Below are 17,352 nucleotides of genomic sequence, written 5' to 3'. Positions count from 1 at the left end.
TCCCCCAAGTTCATTCGGCTTCACCGATGTCTTTATTATGAAAGGGTTTACATTAAATTCGAATACAATATCTTCACCTGTTCTATCGAAATCTTCCTCAAGTTAACAAACTCCTTAATTTCTTCATTCAGCATTCGTTCCGGCACTCTTTTATTGTACAAAAGGAAACAACAGCTTCTGGTTATCCATCCAGAACATATTGTCTGTACTAACCAGCTTGGTCTCAAGTAACACTCTCGCTTGCACCTGTTGATTGTTCAGCCGTGCAACGGCTTGATTCAATCCCAGATAACCTGCACTGTATCCATTCTGGACGATGAGATGATCAAAGACCCCTTCTTGCAATTGCTCCAGTTGCTGTTGTTCACTGCCGAATCCAACAATCCTTACTTTGCCCGCAGATTTGCGTCGATTCAGTTCATCGGCTGCTCCCAGAGAAGCAGGTTCCTGAAGAGTAATGAAGCCATCCACCTCCTGCTGGTCCAGCAATTGCTTTGCAGTCTGCCAACATCCATCCCGTGTATTACATATCGATTTGGGTTCTACTTGAATATCAGGATACTGTACCAAAGCTTCCATAACTCCCTGCTCTCTCTGAATCAGACCAGAATTAAGAGGATCGGGGCCCAATAAGGCCACAAGCCCTTTTCCTTCCAGAAGCCCCGCCATAGCCTGGCCGGCCTGTCTTCCCGCCTCAACATTATCCATCGAGATGAAACTGGTGATGCCTTTCACGGGAAATTCATCGTTAAGCACAATGACAGGAACAATGGTTCCATCAGAATTCATTGTCTGTGCCTCCTGAATGATGTCACTAAGTGCCTTCTCACTTAGGGGATCAACCAATAGAGCTGATGCCCCCTGCTTCAGAGCCGATGCGGCGGCCTCCACTTGAGCCTGCTCTCGTGCACTGCGAGACAACGTTTGGCTGTTGATATTTTCCTGTTTGACCTGCATCTGGCTTCCAGCAGAGTCCAGAATGGCAGGTGTGTACACATCACCATCGGAAGGGTATGCTTCCACGGTAATCAGTTCGGCCCCACTCTCTTTGGCAGCCGCTTCGGCGCCAAGCCGGATGGCTTCCGCAAGTTCCCCTGTCCCAGCTGGCGTAATCAGCGCAATACGTGGCGGTGCTGCCGTAGCATCGGGACTCGATAAGCCACAGGCACTGCATATGAGCAGACAGCAGCTTGCAGCTGTCTGGGTTAATAACCGACGTTTCCAGATTCCAGGGAAGCTCGCAACAACCTTTTTCCAAAATGTACGGATATTCAATCCTTTAACTCTATGAGTATCGTTCTTATTCACTTGGTTGTTTGTCATCAGGCTCACCCTCCTTCTGCTGCGATTGAATGGGAATCCGAACCCAGACCGTGGTACCTTCTTCCAACTCACTTGCAAAATCAAGGCCGAAGCCCTCCCCATAATAAAGCCGAATTCGGTCATGGACGTTGCGTACCGCTACGCCGGAGCCTGCACCGCTTTTGACCACAGGACGACCACTCAATAATCCCGACATCTGTTCTTCCGTCATGCCGACCCCATTATCTGTAATGCGAAACACCAGCTTGTTGTCCTCATGATAGACATCGACCTCAATACTTCCTTCGTCCATGTGGTACTCGATGCCATGAACAATGGCGTTCTCAATCAGGGGTTGAAGCACCAGCTTTAATGTCAGGCAATCCAGAAGCGTATCATCGGCCTTAATCGTAAAGTTGAATTTGCGCTTGAACCTCATCTGCTGAATCGTCAAATAATGCTGCGCATGCTCCAGCTCTTCCCTGACCGTGATAATCGTTTTGCCTTGACTAAGACTTATGCGGAACAGGCGCGAAAGAGATGTGATCATCGTGATCACTTCCTCATTGCGGCTCATGCCTACCATGCGCACCACAGAATTCAGCGTATTATATAGAAAATGCGGATTGATCTGAGCCTGTAAAGCCTCCAGCTCCAGACGCCGCTTCTGTTCCTGTTCATGGATGATCTCATCCATCAAGGTGCGAATTTTATTGACCATCAGGTTGAAGCGACGGGATAGTCGTTCCACCTCCAGCGGCCCTTCAATAGGCAACTCCACGTTGAAATCCCCGCGCTCCACCGCCTTCATCTTACGTTCCATTCGCCGGATCGGACGCGTCAGACTGGAGGAAAGAAACAGGGATACGAGAATGACCAGTACCAGAACAACGACCAGTACACGAATGAGATATCCATTGACCTCCTGACGCGTTGTCATAATCTCATCCAGATAAGCAACACCGACTATTTTCCACCCGATATTGGCAACGGATTTCACGGTATTCAGCCTTTTCTGTCCATCTGCTTCATCTTCGTAACTGCCGGAAGCCACCAAAGCCTGTTCAATATTCTCGCTTTTGAGCCCCATATACATCAATTGCTGCTGCGGATGGTACACGATATTGCCTGCACTTTCATCGATGATATACACGTATCCTCGTTGCCCCAGACTGACCCGACGGCTCAGTTCATCCATCTGTTTGAAATTGATATCGACCAGCAGAATAACCTGCCGATCCTGACCATTTTGCCGTATCGTTATGCCTTTGCTCATGGAAACGACCCATTTATATGGGCCTGTGTACATGTTCTGAATATGAGGCAACGAGAAACTCAGGTGATCCGGCACACGAAGCGCAGACTGAAACCACCCTTGCTGTGTCACATGGGCACTTGGTTTTAATTCAGCTGTAGGTCGGTTCTTGAGCAATTTCCCCGTGGAATCGAGCAGAGTAATTGAAATGATATCTTCACGACTGCTGAGCAGTGTGTCGAGTTGTTTGTCCACCAGTTCCCCTTCCCATGTCCCGTCACGCAGCATGTGTTCCTCAATGGCACGGTACAGATGAGACATACTGCGGACGTAATCCTCCAGGTTATAACTGACCTGATCCACAATCTGTCTCGTCGTGAGTTCCGCACTTCGCTCGGCAGCCTGCGTGAACTTGTCATGCAGAAGCATCGCCATGATGGTCAGTACCAAAACGATGAAGACGGAAAAGGACCACGTAATAATAAACCGGATACTGCTGACTCTGGACGAACGCAGACGAGAGCGTAATTGAGGTCCCGTGGACTTCACCCATCTGGACAAAAACTTCATCGGATCGAACCTTCACTTGCTGTCTGAGAAGCCTGTTTACGATATTCTTTGGGCGAGACGCCAATATGTTTTTTGAAACAAAAACTGAAGTAATTGGGTTCAGCAAAGCCAACCTGCTCTGCAATCTCAAATGACTTCAGTTCTGTCGAGCGAAGCAGTTCCCGCGCTGCCTCCATTCGGATCTGCATTAGGTATTGCAGAAAGGTAAGCTGCACTTCTTTTTTGAAAATGCCACAAAAATAACCGGAGCTGATATGCAAATGCCCACACACCTTCTGAATGGACAGGTCCGGGTCGGCATAATGCTCCTTGGTGAAGACTAACGCCTGCTCGACAATATCCTTGTATACATGCTGGCGTCCGCTGGCAATGCGATGTTGTACGAGTAGACAGACTTCCCGTACCTTCTTCTGTGCATCAGTAAGTCCCGGCAGTCGGAACAAATCCGCATACAACTGGAACCCTGCACCAAAGATGTCCTCCATTTCCTCCCCTGATGCCTGTGCTGCCTTCCATACTGTTGTTAATACTTCAATTAAATAGAGCTGAATATCACTTCGCCCGTGTTCCACTGTAATTTCCCGGAAAATGATCGCAAGTGCTTCCTCCAGCTCCGCTTGTGTACCCGCCTTCAGACAACGTGTCAGCGTCTGCTGCTTCAACTCGTCGAACCGCAGCTTGCCCGCTGTCTGTCGCTCCACGTCCGCGATGTATATAATTGAATCCGTCCCGGGCACAAGTCGATAATCCAATGCCAGCAGGGCATCTTCATAGGCATGATTCACATCCGCGAGTGTATCGACAATCTGACCAGATCCCACCGTAGCCGGGATACGTAAATAGTGGTTGATGCTGCGCATCACATTTTCCAACGCTTTCTGTTGCCGCTTCGCTCCATCTGTACCGCCCGAGCGATCCACATAGAGCAGGACAATCGTCTCCTGATGCATAAAGGCATGACCTGCCCCATGCTCCGCCCAGACTTCTGCCGCAATGTTAAGTGCAGCAAAGCGTTTCAGCTCAGCATCCTCAGATTGACGCAAGGAACCTCCGGGAACCAATATCTCAGACTGATCCGCTACCTCGGATGATGTTTTGTTATGTCGCTGTGGGGGCTCGATAAATACTCCCTCAGACTTCTCCTTCTGTACTTCTCCATCCATGTGCAGTGTCAATACGGACACCCCATAGCGCTCTCCTGTCAGGTCCAATCCGCATTGTTTGGCTTTACTATGAATATATGTCGAGGATTTCTGCCGATGGAGCAAGGTCGCCATCAGATCTGCCTGTAATAAAGGCAAACTGGTATGATAGTGCTCACGCAGCTGCTGTACATCTTCACGCTCAGCCACTTCAGCCGCCATCTGGGCGCGCAATCTTGTGAGCAGTTCGGTGAGATGCCCTGCCGAGAACGGCTTCAGCAGATATTCATCCACACTTAACGAGATGGCTTGCCTCGCATAATCAAATTCATCATATCCAGTCAAAATGACCACCTTCACGAGTGGATTACGCTTCCTCAATCTTTGTGCGAGTTCCAGACCATTCATGAATGGCATGCTGATATCCGTCACCACAATGTCCGGCTCTACCCGCTCCGCCATCTCCAATGCTTCCCGCCCATTCTCAGCCAAACCGACAATCCGCAGATCGAGCGCTTCCCAATCGACCTCTACAACAAGTCCTTCACGCACATCTTCTTCATCATCCACCAGCAGTACCCGGTACATGTTTGGATTCCTCCTTTTGATGACGGCCTTATGCCCTAGCAACGAATATATATGTAGCATTGTGAATCATTTGATTTCTTATGGCTCACCGAATTGAAGCAAAATGCAAAGGCTCATGTTGATCTGCTCCAAGGTTGCCATCATAATATACAATATTATCAGGGATATGTAATCGCTTTCTTTAATAGAGGTAAGGCAACCCTGTTGGGCAGTGCCTAAGTGAAATGTGAAGGATAGTATATGAGTGCTAAAGGCAGGTTAAAGTAATACAAACACGGGAAATTTCGAAGTACTTCTAATAAGAGGTGTTTTGATTCTAACTATAATTCAGACTTCATTCTTGTTCTTTACGATGATTTGTACTTAATGCTTTAAAATAAATCATGGTTGTATCTGGGTTGGTGTGTCCCATTATCTCGGCTAAACGGTGCAGTGGCGTATGCTCAGCCATGACGTAGCCAAAACGATGACGCAGATCGTGTGAACTCAATCCTTCCAGCCCTGCTGTTATCATTACTTTTTTAATCAGGTGCCGCAATGCTCTCTCCGTTAAACGATCGTTTGTCTTCTCTGAAGGAAAAAGGTAAGCAGGATCGGTAGCAAGATCAGATAAGTACTGATTCAACATGACAACACATTGTATATTCAAAGGGATCTTACGTTGCACGTTGCGTTTATCGGCTCTCACTGTCAGGTGACCGCTTCGTCTACCAAGTTCGATATCCTGAGGCTTGAGGTTGCATACCTCCATCGTTCGCAAGCCTGTGTGAAACATTAGGGTCAGGATTGTCTGATCACGAAGGGAATTACCGTACTCCACTGCCGCGAGGAATGCCTGCTCTTCTTCTAATGTCATTCGGCGTGGACTTACTTTGTCTTCCGGAATGAATTTTAATGGTTTGGAAGGGTCATGACTGAGCCTGGATTCCAAGACAGCCCATTTGAAAAAACGCTTCAGCGTAATCAACCTCCGGTTAATGGTGGCTGGTTTCAATAACATAACGTTGTGAGCATTTTCACGATAACTGACTAAAGTGGATGTATCCACATCTTCAATTCGCAGTGAGAACTCTTCACTAAGCATGGTGCTTTCCTTGTACCATTCGATAAAGTGTTTCAGATCACTTGTATATTCCTTCACGGTTTTGGGATGCAATTCTCCCTCATTAGCAAGCATATGTATGAATTCCTCTATCGTCGGTTCCCGCTGCACCGAAATCCCTGATGACTGATTCATTAGAAAATACCTCCAAATCTTGACTTATATTAGCGGACATGGTATTATCATATTAATCGATACATTAGCGGACATCAAGTTCGTGGTTTAAATGCACCAGGTGAGTGTCAATTTTTCAATAATACTCGTCATAATGATCGGCTAAAAACTTATTTTTTGGAGGAATCACATGCAAACAGGTACAGTGAAATGGTTCAACGCGGATAAAGGATTCGGCTTTATCGAAACTGAAGAAGGAACAGATGTATTCGTTCATTTCAGTGCAATTCAAGGTGAAGGTTACAAATCTTTGGACGAAGGTCAACGCGTTCAATTTGAAGTAACTCAAGGTAACCGTGGACCACAAGCTGAGAACGTTACTAAACTTTAATTATATGAAAGCTGCCTTATTAATAAGGCAGCTTTTTATTTACACATATGTTGCACAGTAAAGAAAAGATTTCACATCACAAGAATGAAAGCGAGGTATTCCCATGGATAAAGAACAATTGATCACAGAAGTAGCTAAGGCTGGCGGTTTCTCCAAGAAGAATGCTGAAAAAGCTGTAACCGTTGTACTGGACTCGATTCTCGAAGCTCTCAAAGAAGGTAAAGAAGTTCAACTGGTTGGATTCGGGAAATTTGAAGTGCAGAAGCGTGAGGCAAGAACAGGAAGAAGCCGGAAAACAGGCAAGGAAATTCAACTACCTGCAGGTAAAGTTCCTGTATTCACAGCAGGTTTAAGCATGAAAGAAGCTTTAAATTAAACCACGTAACAAACGTAACAACCCATTGAAAAGAGGTTTTTATTCAAACACACAATGATAATATGGATTTAAATGTCGTGTTTACTACCGTTGATGATATCATTAACTTTTATTCAGGCAAACAGACAAACTCGGATCATACAGAAGCTCATACTCATTTAAAGCCCCCATCAGTACAGTCTGATTGCAACCTACGACCACCCACCCGCTAAATTAACATTTCATCTTGGACAACAAGAGGCCCTGATCCGCTCAAAACGGTCCAGGGCCTGATTTGCTTGGAAGCCGGCTCCGTCAGGGAACCAGCTTTTTTATCTTTTATGCACAATGTACAACCATCCTATTTGCTGTTCTGTAGTTCGCGCAAGATCTGGAGATCATATGTAGAGACAAGACGTTCCAAATGCGTATCCAGCCATTCCTCATCCTGATCCCACCACTTCAATTCCAGCAGCAGTCCAATCGTCTCTTCGTCAAAACGCTTTTTAATAGTCTTGGCTGGATTACCACCAACAATCGTATAGGGTTCAATGTCCTTAACAACGGTTGAATTGGAGGCAACGATTGCCCCGTCTCCAATCGTGATACCAGGCATGATCGTTACATTTTGTCCAAGCCATACATCGTTCCCCAGTACCGTGTCACCCTTATATGGAAGTTGTTCCAGTGTAGGTGTCACACGTTCCCATCCTCCACCAAAAATGTTGAACGGATAAGTGGTCATACCCTCCATCCGATGATTAGCGCCATTCATAATGAATGTCACACCTTCCGCAATTGCACAGAAATTCCCAATGACCAGGCGATCACCAATGAAGTCATAATGATGCTGTATCCGGTCATAGAATTGCTCTGGCGGATTCGTGTTATCGCTATAATAGGTATAATCACCGATGTCCACGTTGGAACGCGGCGGCAGGTTTTGAATATAACATACCGTACGGATATTCTCATTCGGGAAAAGTTTTGTTTTATCAGGGGCCATATTGTAGTCCCTCCTTTTCCCTATTGTAACAGATATTAAATCTTAAACGGACTAAGTGAGGTCTGGAGCTCTGTCGACACATCAGACAAAATAGCCGCAGATGCCTTGATCTGTTCTACCGACTTGAGCTGTTCATGAACAGATCTTGCAGCCTGCTGTGAATTGGTACTGGCCGTCTGCGCATGGCGAGCGATCTCATGCACAGAAGCCACGATCTGTTCCACGCCTGCGGACATCTCTTCACTCGTCGCAGCCATGTCCTCAATCTCTGTAGCAATACGCAGGTTTGTATCCCGGATCAGGCTGAAGTTTTGCTCCGTTTCCCGGGTCAAGCGCAGTCCTTCCTGTACTTCGTCCTTCACTCTCGACATGGCCGATAGCGATTGCTGCATATCTTGTTCCATGGCTTCGACCAGTTCTTCAATACGATCTGAAGAGTCTCCAGCTTGTTCAGCCAGTTTACGAACCTCGGTAGATACGACGGCAAATCCTCTGCCATGCTCCCCTGCTCTTGCCGCTTCAATGGATGCATTGAGGGCGAGTAGATTCGTTTGATTTGCAATCTCATGAATGGCGGAAACCATCTGGCTAATCTGTGCCGACTTCCCTTCCAGCATACGAATGACTTCATCCGTTGTGGTAACGGAAGATTCAATTGTAGACATCTGCTGAACGGTAAGTTGCACCGCTTCACCTCCGGTTTCTGCCTGTTTGCGTGAATACAAGGCAGAGTCCGAGATACTGGAGGCCTTGTCCGCCATACGTTGTACACCTATAGCCACTTCTTCCATGGCCTGCAGATTTTCTTCTGTACTGATCGTCTGACTATCGGCTCCGTGCGCCACTTGTTCAACGGAGGATGCAATCTGCGCCGATTCTTTGGCCGTTTGATCCGCAATCTTGAGTAGCAGTCCAGTCGAATTCTCTGCTTTCTCCGCAGCTTGAAGTCCGCCTTGAATGATGACCTGGAGATTACTTCTCATCTCATTGTATCCCGTACCCAGCATGCCAATCTCGTCTTGGATGTTGTCCACAACTGGCTGTGTGAAATCGCCCGTCCCCGCACGTTTAATCGCCACAGATACCCGCTCGATTCTTACTCTCACCCTGCGAACGTACAGCAGGATCAGGGTAATTGCGACCAACATTGCAAGCAGGAATACGATCAGGAATGTCTTGAGGAACGAGGAGATAATCACATCAATTAACGATTGAGAAGCACCCACATAGAAAATTCCAATAATGTCTCCGGATGCGTTCTTGATTGGTTCATAGGCCGTCTGATATTTCTGACCCACAACCACGGCTTCACCGTAGTATTTTTCCCCTTGCTGCAAAACGGTCTGGGCGACCTCGTCCGATACCTTCGTGCCGACAGCACGCTTTCCGTCCACCATGACATTTGTTGCAACACGTTCGTCACCTCGGAAGATCGTCACCGTGTCCCCAGACGCTTGTCCAATCTCATCCACCAATTCAAAGTTGCCTTCCAGCGCGGCATCTCCCTTGAATAATTGTCCATCCTTAATGGCCCAATCTCCTGGATGCTTATATGTAATGATACTATTCGCCATCTCCAAATCTCGCTTTGCCTTCTCTGTAGCAAATGTCGTAATCCCCTGTCTCATCTCCAGGATTACACTTACCGCCACGGCTGAAGAGAAGGTGATAAATATACTGATAACGATCAAACTGATTTTGGTACCGATGCTCATGCTTGGCATGTGTGTGAGCCACCCTTTTCCCTATGTAGTTGTGGGGATATTCAAGCCAATTTCGAATCCGTTTCGAATATCACTATAGTCTTATCGGTAGGAGTGATCACAATATTTATAATATTTCAGTGACTTTTATCACAAAAATAACTTGTTGAAGCCTAATATTTTACGAATTATCCGTAATCATGTAAGAATGTTCTTTAAGTGAAGCCAATCAAACACATGCCAAAAGTAAGGCCAGACATGAACGAGGCCGGATTTTGCTGGATGTTCGCTCCGTCTAACCTGACAAAGCAGAGCAAAAAGGGATTCGATCTGACCATCGAATCCCTTTTCTTATTCTCCATACAACAACGTTGCTCTTGAGAAGATATCTCTTATTTGGATGTAAGGCTTACTTGTGCAGCGGTTTGATCCCAGTCCACGGTAAGTCCCAGTCCTTCTGAGATGAAGCGTACAGGAACGAGTGTGCGACTGTTTTGAATGATCGCTGGTGCATCAATTTCGAGTGTCTCTCCATTTACGGTTGCGGTGCTGCTTCCGACCTTGAGCACAAAGGTCTGATCATTCAGAACCGCCGTTACCGTCTTAGCCGTTTTGTCCCAAGTCACTTCTGCACCCATTGCTTCGAGGATTGCGTTCACAGGTACCATTACTCGTCCATTTTGCTGCAGCGGGTCCTGATCCGGGAATGTGATCGATTTACCATCGAGTGTTACGGTAATAGTTTTGTCGGTTGTTCCGGATGAAGTATTCGAACCTGTCTCTTCCGAATTCTCAGGCAAAGGCGTTACTTCACGTCCGAGTTGTCCTTGCAGATTTGCAAGACGGTTCAGTGCAAATGTCGTCAGTGATCCGGCTGCCATGGAGCCCATACCTCCGCCCCCGCCGCCAAAGTTACCACCAGGGCGTGTCTGAGTATTTCCTGTATTCGTTGTTGGATCTGTTGCTTCATCCGGAGGTGTCATTCCTTCGAAACCTTCAGGCGGCGTCATACCTTCCATGCCTTCAGGTGGGGTCATTCCCTCAAATCCTTCTGGTGGTGTACCGCCCATACCACCTGCCGCATCTGCATTGGCAGAATAAGCGATGTTGGATTCAAACTGTTCTGTCGTATAAAATTTCGTTGGATCTGCTTCTACATAAGGACGAATCTCATCGGCAAGGCCAGTAATACGATCTTGAATGCCTTCCATGTAGTCCGTCAGTTCGTTGACGTAACTCAAATATTTTTCCTTATACTCCGGCACAGCAAGCAGGTTATTGATCATCGGTACATTTTCCATGCTGATGCCCAATACAGGCTCGTCTACAGATACGTTCGTAGCATTGGTGTTAGTCGTGGTTGATCCGGTTGTTGTGCCACGTCCGCCTCCGCCCGAGTACCCGTTGAAGGACATGTTGAAGTCCCAAGGAACAACCGTGAACTTGCCAGCGGCATCACTGTAGAGCATGTAGTTGTGTCCTTTGTCGCCGTTATAGCTGTCATAGTTGCCAAAAACCATGTTGCCTGCAATATATTGAAGCGCCGAATCTACGTCCAGTACACTTTCAATATCACCCTTTTCTCCTTCTGGCATCTCATTTAGTGTTTGGATGAAGGTTTTGAGTTTGGTTTTGTCCTTATCCGTACCCAAGTCTTTGGTGATTGTACTGTAGTCACTGCCCTCTTCGTATTGAAGATAACTCTTCTCATCCGTATCATAGAGGTCACCTTCTTCGTAATTCTCACCGTAGTTGCGCTCCAGATAGCTATCATCCACTGCTTCAACGCCAGTATAGAAACCAACCAGCTCGCCGTTAACGTACAGATTAACATAGTTCGTCATTGGGACATCCATGCCAATACTCCGCAGTGCTTCATAGTGTAGAACTTCACGCATATACGACGGATCGGCGTAGTTATTGTTCAGCACCATTTTGTCCAGTCCAAGCAGGCTTTGTGTTTTATCGTATTTATCAAACTTCAGTCTGAAGCTGTAACGGTCCGAATCTTCCATTGAGGCTACAGCTTTCAGGGTCAGATTGCCCTTGGTGGAAAAACCGACGTTGTCCAGCTTGTTGCCGTCCACTTCCACACTCACATTCTTATAATCCTTATCCAGCGGACTTTCGAGCATGCTCTTCCAGTCTGCATCATCAATCGTTACATTCACATCTATGACGTTATCCGTCTGGAACAATGATTCATAAGCTTGCGTCACGCCTGCACTCGTGGTTGTCGCTGTACTTTCTGAAGCATATGCCGCATTCGGACTTCCGATCAGCCCAAAAGATGTCGTTACCATCGTCACGGACAATGCCGTTACTGTAACTTTTCGTAATAAAATATTCAAAATGATGAATCCTCCTTCTTGGTTTCTATTAAGCTACTGAGGCTTATGTAATCATGGTAGGGGACTAACCTTTAGTGAATCTTAAACGCGATTAAAAATGATATGTATCACTATGAAATTTTCATGGACATACAAGAAATATAATGAAAAAAAGCGCAATTATAACCTTGGAACCGGTTCATAAGTCCTATTTTATTGCAATTATCTAACATTAATATGCCTTTATAACGATATATCTGAAGAGTAGAACTTACCTGGAGTTCATATACGTGAATAGCAAAACTCTTTACAAAAAGCTTTTAGAAACAAAAGAGAATTTGAGCAGACAAGATATTTAGGGACCACATTGCATTTTTTTAAGTCAACAATTACATAGCGTGTAAACCCCCAGGATAAGTCCTTCGTCACAATCGTAGAAGGAGTGAACCATCTTGTTTAATAAGCTTCGCTGGAGTACCATGCCTTTCTTCATCAAAAATTTGGTGATTTCATTCGGCAGCATCATGTTGATCGGTGTAATCCTGATTACTGCCGCGTATCAATTGCAAAAAAATATCTTGGTTGAACAGTTGCACGACCAGGCTACCGTCATCACCCAGAAATGGTATGACGATCTCGACACTGCCAAAGTGGCAGAAGCGGCTAAGGAAAAAAGCTACTCCGGTCCTGTACAGCTGGAAATGAAAGCTTATCTCGATTCCATCCATGAATTCTATCCAAACATCGCGCAAGCGTACATTTTTGGTTCAGAACTTGAGGAAGGAAACGGAACGTCCATCATCGCGATTCCAACCAACCTGTTGGAACCATTCGAGGAGGGTAATCTGCCTGCAGGTGCCATGTACCCGCTGCCTCAGAATAACGTCGTAGTGCTGGAACAGATGAAAAAGGACGGAAAGCCTGCCTTCAGTGATTTCTACACGGATGAGTACGGAACTTGGACCACTCTGATCTATCCGATTAATAACGCAGATGGCTCCATGTACGCTGCTCTTTACTTCGATGTAGATGCAAGTGCCGTTCCAAAAGGCCTTAACAAACTGCTTACGTACGGTTTGATGTTCCTGATCGGTTTCTTGATCCTGTTCATGGTGTTGCAATTCATTTTGCTGAAAAGAACGTTGCTTCCGATCCGCAATCTGATGAAAGGTATCGAAGAAGTCAGCACGGGTAATCTGGACGTAACCATCGATACCGGGCGAGATGATCTGGGTATCATCAACGAGAAGTTTAATGCGATGATCCATCGATTCAATACAACCATCTATAAAGTACAGAATACTTCGCATCACCTCTCGGAATCTTCCAAACAACTACTGGGCATTTCCGAGAAAAATAATGTGAACATTCAATCCATTAGCACCAATATTCGGGAAATATCTACTGGACTGGTGTCACAAGACAAAGCCACTGTGGAGAACGCACGTGCCATGACTGAGATGTCAACGGTAGTGCAGACGATCGCCAGCAGCTCAGCCGATGTGGCAGATGAAGCACTCAGCATGGAGCAGCGCTCCAGCACAGGTAATGTGGTGATGCAACAAGTCATTGAGCAGATGCGCCTGATCTCCGGTGCGGTGCAAAATACGTCAAACTCGATTCAGTCTTTGGAAAATAACTCGAACCAGATTAGCAACATTGTTAACGTAATCACGGAGATTGCCGGACAAACCAACTTGCTTGCACTTAACGCTTCAATCGAGGCAGCCCGTGCAGGTGAAGAAGGAAGAGGTTTTGCGGTGGTTGCAGGTGAGGTACGTAACCTGGCAGAGCAATCGCAGGAATCAGCGAAGCAAATTCGACAGTTAATTGAAGAAATTCAACGGGATATCATGCAGTCTTCCGAAGCGATGCAGTTGGGTTCCAAGGAAGTTACCAAAGGCTTGGAAGTTACCCAAGAGACTGGTGTATTCTTCGAGAATATTCTGACTGCTACGAATAAAGTTGCAAACCAGATTCAGGATATCTCCAGTTCTACTGAAGAGATCTCGGCAAGCACACAAGAAATGTCTGCTACGGCCGATGAACTGTCTGCCAATGTCAGCAAGGCAGCAAGCAGCAGTAAACAAATTGAGCAGTCAATTGATGAGCAGGAAGCCTCCATGGCAGCCATTGTGAGTGCCTCCGATGAGCTCTCGGTTGTATCCGAACAACTGCAAGAACTGATCTCATTCTTTAAAGTACGTGCAGAATAGAATTAATAGGATATAGAGAACAAGAATACGACACAGTAAAAACCAAGGCTCATGAGTGACTACACTCAAAGCCTTGGTTTTTTTGTTGTTACCAACTTAGGTGGGTAGGTTCTATACCTTCCCGGTATCATTTAACAGACAGTGGTGTCATCAACTGATTGTTGAACCTCCAATCCACTATAATCCTGCAGCTGCTTTAATTTCTTTTCTCTGAGAAACGATTAATGATTGTATCTTTTCTGTTCCAAATGCACCTGCTGAGAAAGCATTCGCTTTGGGATAATAAACCATTCGAAAAGATGTTCCATCTTGAAGGTGCACACGTAAAAAAATCCCTGTCTCATGCTTGGATTTCTTATACACCTCATCAAAGCCAACATATCGCAACAGCAAAAGCTCGTTCATGAATTCGGATGCGGCTTCCTGGGGAAAGTCACCGATTGGGCTGCCATCGTTCCCGCTTTCAAGGCTGACTTTTTCCACTTTGTCTTCAATGTCCATCAGGTCTCCCATTGTCTTAGCATTGGGATTTTCTTTTGCTTCGTAAACCTTTTTATTCGCTACTACGCGATAATGCGACTTATAACCTTTTAGTTCATATATAACAGTTCCAATTGGAAGATATGCCGCATCACCATTCTCGGTCACGTGATCCGCACACGCATGCTCGTTCAGCATGAAGCTCACTTCCCCTACCCTATCCCCAATTTGCTCTGCGGGTACCTCTTTGGTCCCCTCGTTGTTTTGAAAATATGTAATATTATTGAGCATTAGAAAATCAATCCATTCAAGGGTTCCCGGGCATCGCTTCGTTGATTCCTTTGAAACTTCTTCCGTATCCGTTTCCTGGGGTTTGGATGTTATTTCACCCTTATTCGATGTTCCACAGCCAACAATAATGACTAGAACAAAAAGTATACTCAAGCGCTGGCTCCAATATTTAAATGGTTTCATGTTCAATCACCTCAACTTATTAGACGGATTTAACTAAGACTTAGTTACGAGCTTTTTACGATCAGCTATTCAACTCAATAAACGCCTAAGAACAGGGAACAGTTATTGGGCCAATGTGCTCCTCCTTGGTGCATTTCATGCAAGCTGCATCTCTGTATCATTCAAAAAACAGGTACTCGTAGTTCTATCCGTCGTTATACAAAAAAACACAGACAGTACAACTATCTGTGTTTTTTTACAGGTATGGGAGCTCAGTTAGATACAAAATCCATTCTCGTCCTCTTACCAAAATTTCAATCACGCACTCCATACAGAGTACGATTTAGAATACTTGTACCAGCATTATTTACTGTAATGTTACTGCTACCGCTGGTTTCAATTACCTAAACAACATTTAAAGTTGATTTGGCTTGTAATACTCGCATCCCAGCTTCTTAAAATCACTGTCCCATGTTACTACTGGCATGTTAATTGTTTTTGATTTTGCGCTAAGATAACAGTCCACAATGTCAACGTTACCCTTTTCAACAAACAGCCTTAACGCATCTTTCATGTAATCTTCCTCAAAGATAATGTTATCAATTTGCGATAGACTAAACAGGGCATTTCCTACATCAACATTAGAATGCTTGTAATGTGATCTCAGTACCCAACATGTTTCAATAATTACTGGTGATGAAACAATTATCTGAAAATCTCCGCTATCTAGCATTTCAGAAACTTTTTCAAACTGCTCCTTATCGTCTTGAGTGAACAACCGTACTAGTATGTTTGTATCAGCCAAAAAATCCATTGCTATTCCCCTTTTTTGTAACTGTTCCCCACCCAGTCAATCGCTGACTTCCTAGCTTCCTGAAGATCATGTTCTTGCCCTGTCTTTAAGATTCCTACAAGATCAGTTAACTTTTTCTGTTTCCTAACTTCTAATTTTGCTTCGCCATTTTGGATAATTACAATAATTTTGTCGCCTGTAGCTATACCTAGTTGTTTCCTTACCTCAACTGGAATTGTAACTTGTCCTTTCGAAGTTACCTTACCTGATTCATACATACTCATACACTACTACCTCCTACTCTATTACCTATATTACAATGTACTACTTTAATGTTCAAGTATTACTTTTTACATCAAGTAATATACATTCCAAGTATAGTCATTTGGAATTGAATTTCTAATGCTGAGTAATTTCAGCGTCAATATGTAAGCCCAAAGCTGTTTTACATGTTCATGTGTATTATAAACTTCAACTTCCCAGTCATAAGTAGGTATTTGCCGTTCCAATGTACTTCTTTAATGTGAGTTATTTCCCATTAACATGGTCATTAAGGACAATATTTCAATCCACGCACTCCATACGGAGTGCGACAGCGAAAAAGTACGTATTTTAACGATTTGAGCCATCCAAAACACGTTTTTTCACTATTATTCTATGACTTTCCATATCATTATTCAATCACATTATGCCTACGTGTTGCCTTAAGGTAACAATTTTGCCCATTTCGACAAATTCTGAGGTGCGAATCCCCCAGGGTTTTCATGTGAGCATCACATTCGCACCTGTCCCATCCGTTTATGACAATGATCATATCTAGCTCCCCTGTTCAAGTGCTACAGTTGTTAACGACCAACTGACCATAATAGTAAAATGGTCAATACAGGACTTACCTTACCATTATCCTTTCAACCTACAAGGAGGTGTATATGCGATGAAAACGATAGATCGAAGGCAACAGGTGATGGATTCTGCCGAGAAATCCTTTGCCCTGTTTGGCTACAAAGCCACAACGATGGAGCAGGTTGCGAGACTTGCCAATGTGGGCAAGGGAACGATCTATACTTTTTTCGAAAATAAAGAAGAACTGTTCAGCGAGATTCTGTGCTCGATCATTGCGGATATGAGACAGATTACAGAGCAGACGGTGAAAGAAGAGAATTCCTTTCTAGATAACGTGCATATGAGTATGGATTCTTTGCTGGAGTATCGTGAGGAACATGAGCTGTTGATCAAGCTCTTTCAGGAGGTTAACGAGTTCGGTACACCACAGGCCAAAGAAGGTCTGCAAAAAGTGGAGACAGCCATTCTCGAATATCTGGAGCGTCAGGTGAGCCGTGCCATGGAGTTAGAGCAGATTCGCAGGGACGATCCCAAGCTGGTTTCTTTTGTCCTGCTGAAGCTGTATGTCACCTTAACCTCAGATTGGAACAAAGCGCATCCAACGTTGCACAAAGATCAGATCAAGGATTTTGTGGGCCTCTTTCTCAAGAATGGCTTATCCCCCACCTAGAGAAAGGCATGCACTAGATTCAACACATAATAGAGATAG

Annotated in this window: 14 protein-coding genes; 4 read left to right on the top strand and 10 right to left on the bottom strand. The window is 45.1% G+C overall.

What is annotated here, in order from left to right:
- Positions 1–150 precede the first annotated feature (150 nt).
- The 4 genes from ACE04G_RS08890 to ACE04G_RS08875 form a co-directional block, all read right to left on the bottom strand.
- Positions 151–1,323 carry a substrate-binding domain-containing protein gene (locus tag ACE04G_RS08890; RefSeq protein WP_221818963.1) on the bottom strand — a complete coding sequence of 391 codons (1,173 nt, stop codon included), beginning with the start codon at positions 1,321–1,323 and terminating at the stop codon, positions 151–153.
- Positions 1,301–3,127, bottom strand: coding sequence for a cache domain-containing sensor histidine kinase (locus ACE04G_RS08885; RefSeq protein ID WP_221818962.1), 1,827 nt, complete (start codon positions 3,125–3,127; stop codon positions 1,301–1,303). Before ACE04G_RS08885 ends, ACE04G_RS08890 begins: the two co-directional genes overlap by 23 nt.
- Entirely contained in the window at positions 3,124–4,857 is a 1,734-nt protein-coding gene (locus ACE04G_RS08880) for a response regulator (RefSeq protein ID WP_221818961.1), read from the bottom strand. The genes ACE04G_RS08885 and ACE04G_RS08880 overlap by 4 nt, the downstream gene beginning before the upstream one ends.
- Before the next feature lie 334 nt (positions 4,858–5,191).
- Positions 5,192–6,094 carry a tyrosine-type recombinase/integrase gene (locus ACE04G_RS08875; protein ID WP_221818960.1) on the bottom strand — a complete coding sequence of 301 codons (903 nt, stop codon included), beginning with the start codon at positions 6,092–6,094 and terminating at the stop codon, positions 5,192–5,194.
- A 169-nt stretch (positions 6,095–6,263) separates the two neighbouring features.
- Between ACE04G_RS08875 and ACE04G_RS08870 the strand changes: the two genes are divergently transcribed.
- Positions 6,264–6,464, top strand: coding sequence for a cold-shock protein (locus ACE04G_RS08870; RefSeq protein ID WP_017690333.1), 201 nt, complete (start codon positions 6,264–6,266; stop codon positions 6,462–6,464).
- A gap of 103 nt (positions 6,465–6,567) precedes the next feature.
- On the top strand, positions 6,568–6,840 hold the full coding sequence (locus ACE04G_RS08865) for an HU family DNA-binding protein (protein WP_036606368.1): 273 nt from the start codon (positions 6,568–6,570) through the stop codon (positions 6,838–6,840).
- Positions 6,841–7,180: 340 nt separating this feature from the next.
- On the opposite strand, the gene ACE04G_RS08860 is transcribed toward ACE04G_RS08865, so the two are convergent.
- The 3 genes from ACE04G_RS08860 to ACE04G_RS08850 form a co-directional block, all read right to left on the bottom strand.
- Positions 7,181–7,825, bottom strand: a complete 645-nt coding sequence (locus tag ACE04G_RS08860) for a Vat family streptogramin A O-acetyltransferase (RefSeq protein WP_339307100.1) — start codon at positions 7,823–7,825, stop codon at positions 7,181–7,183.
- A gap of 35 nt (positions 7,826–7,860) precedes the next feature.
- A complete protein-coding gene (locus ACE04G_RS08855; protein WP_221818958.1) occupies positions 7,861–9,549 on the bottom strand; it encodes a methyl-accepting chemotaxis protein in 1,689 nt (562 codons plus the stop codon).
- Between the two features lie 371 nt (positions 9,550–9,920).
- Positions 9,921–11,879 (bottom strand): CotH kinase family protein, encoded by a 1,959-nt coding sequence (locus tag ACE04G_RS08850; protein ID WP_449005250.1) that lies wholly within the window; start codon positions 11,877–11,879, stop codon positions 9,921–9,923.
- 458 nt (positions 11,880–12,337) lie between these two features.
- Here ACE04G_RS08850 and ACE04G_RS08845 point away from each other — a divergent pair, with 458 nt between their 5' ends.
- Positions 12,338–14,074 (top strand): methyl-accepting chemotaxis protein, encoded by a 1,737-nt coding sequence (locus tag ACE04G_RS08845; RefSeq protein WP_101314730.1) that lies wholly within the window; start codon positions 12,338–12,340, stop codon positions 14,072–14,074.
- A gap of 177 nt (positions 14,075–14,251) precedes the next feature.
- Here the strand turns inward: ACE04G_RS08845 and ACE04G_RS08840 are convergent, their stop codons facing one another.
- The 3 genes from ACE04G_RS08840 to ACE04G_RS08830 form a co-directional block, all read right to left on the bottom strand.
- Positions 14,252–15,028, bottom strand: coding sequence for a hypothetical protein (locus ACE04G_RS08840; protein WP_339307094.1), 777 nt, complete (start codon positions 15,026–15,028; stop codon positions 14,252–14,254).
- Positions 15,029–15,422: 394 nt separating this feature from the next.
- Entirely contained in the window at positions 15,423–15,821 is a 399-nt protein-coding gene (locus ACE04G_RS08835) for a type II toxin-antitoxin system VapC family toxin (protein WP_221818954.1), read from the bottom strand.
- 2 nt (positions 15,822–15,823) lie between these two features.
- The gene (locus tag ACE04G_RS08830) at positions 15,824–16,084 is read right to left on the bottom strand and encodes an AbrB/MazE/SpoVT family DNA-binding domain-containing protein (RefSeq protein WP_100528578.1); all 261 of its coding nucleotides are present in this window, start codon (positions 16,082–16,084) and stop codon (positions 15,824–15,826) included.
- Positions 16,085–16,734: 650 nt separating this feature from the next.
- Between ACE04G_RS08830 and ACE04G_RS08825 the strand changes: the two genes are divergently transcribed.
- Positions 16,735–17,313, top strand: coding sequence for a TetR/AcrR family transcriptional regulator (locus ACE04G_RS08825; protein ID WP_339182418.1), 579 nt, complete (start codon positions 16,735–16,737; stop codon positions 17,311–17,313).
- The last annotated feature ends 39 nt before the right edge of the window (positions 17,314–17,352 follow it).

The organism is Paenibacillus sp. AGC31 (assembly GCF_057334655.1).
The sequence above is the reverse complement of the archived record's forward strand: the minus strand, read 5'-3'. Positions and strand labels throughout refer to the sequence as shown.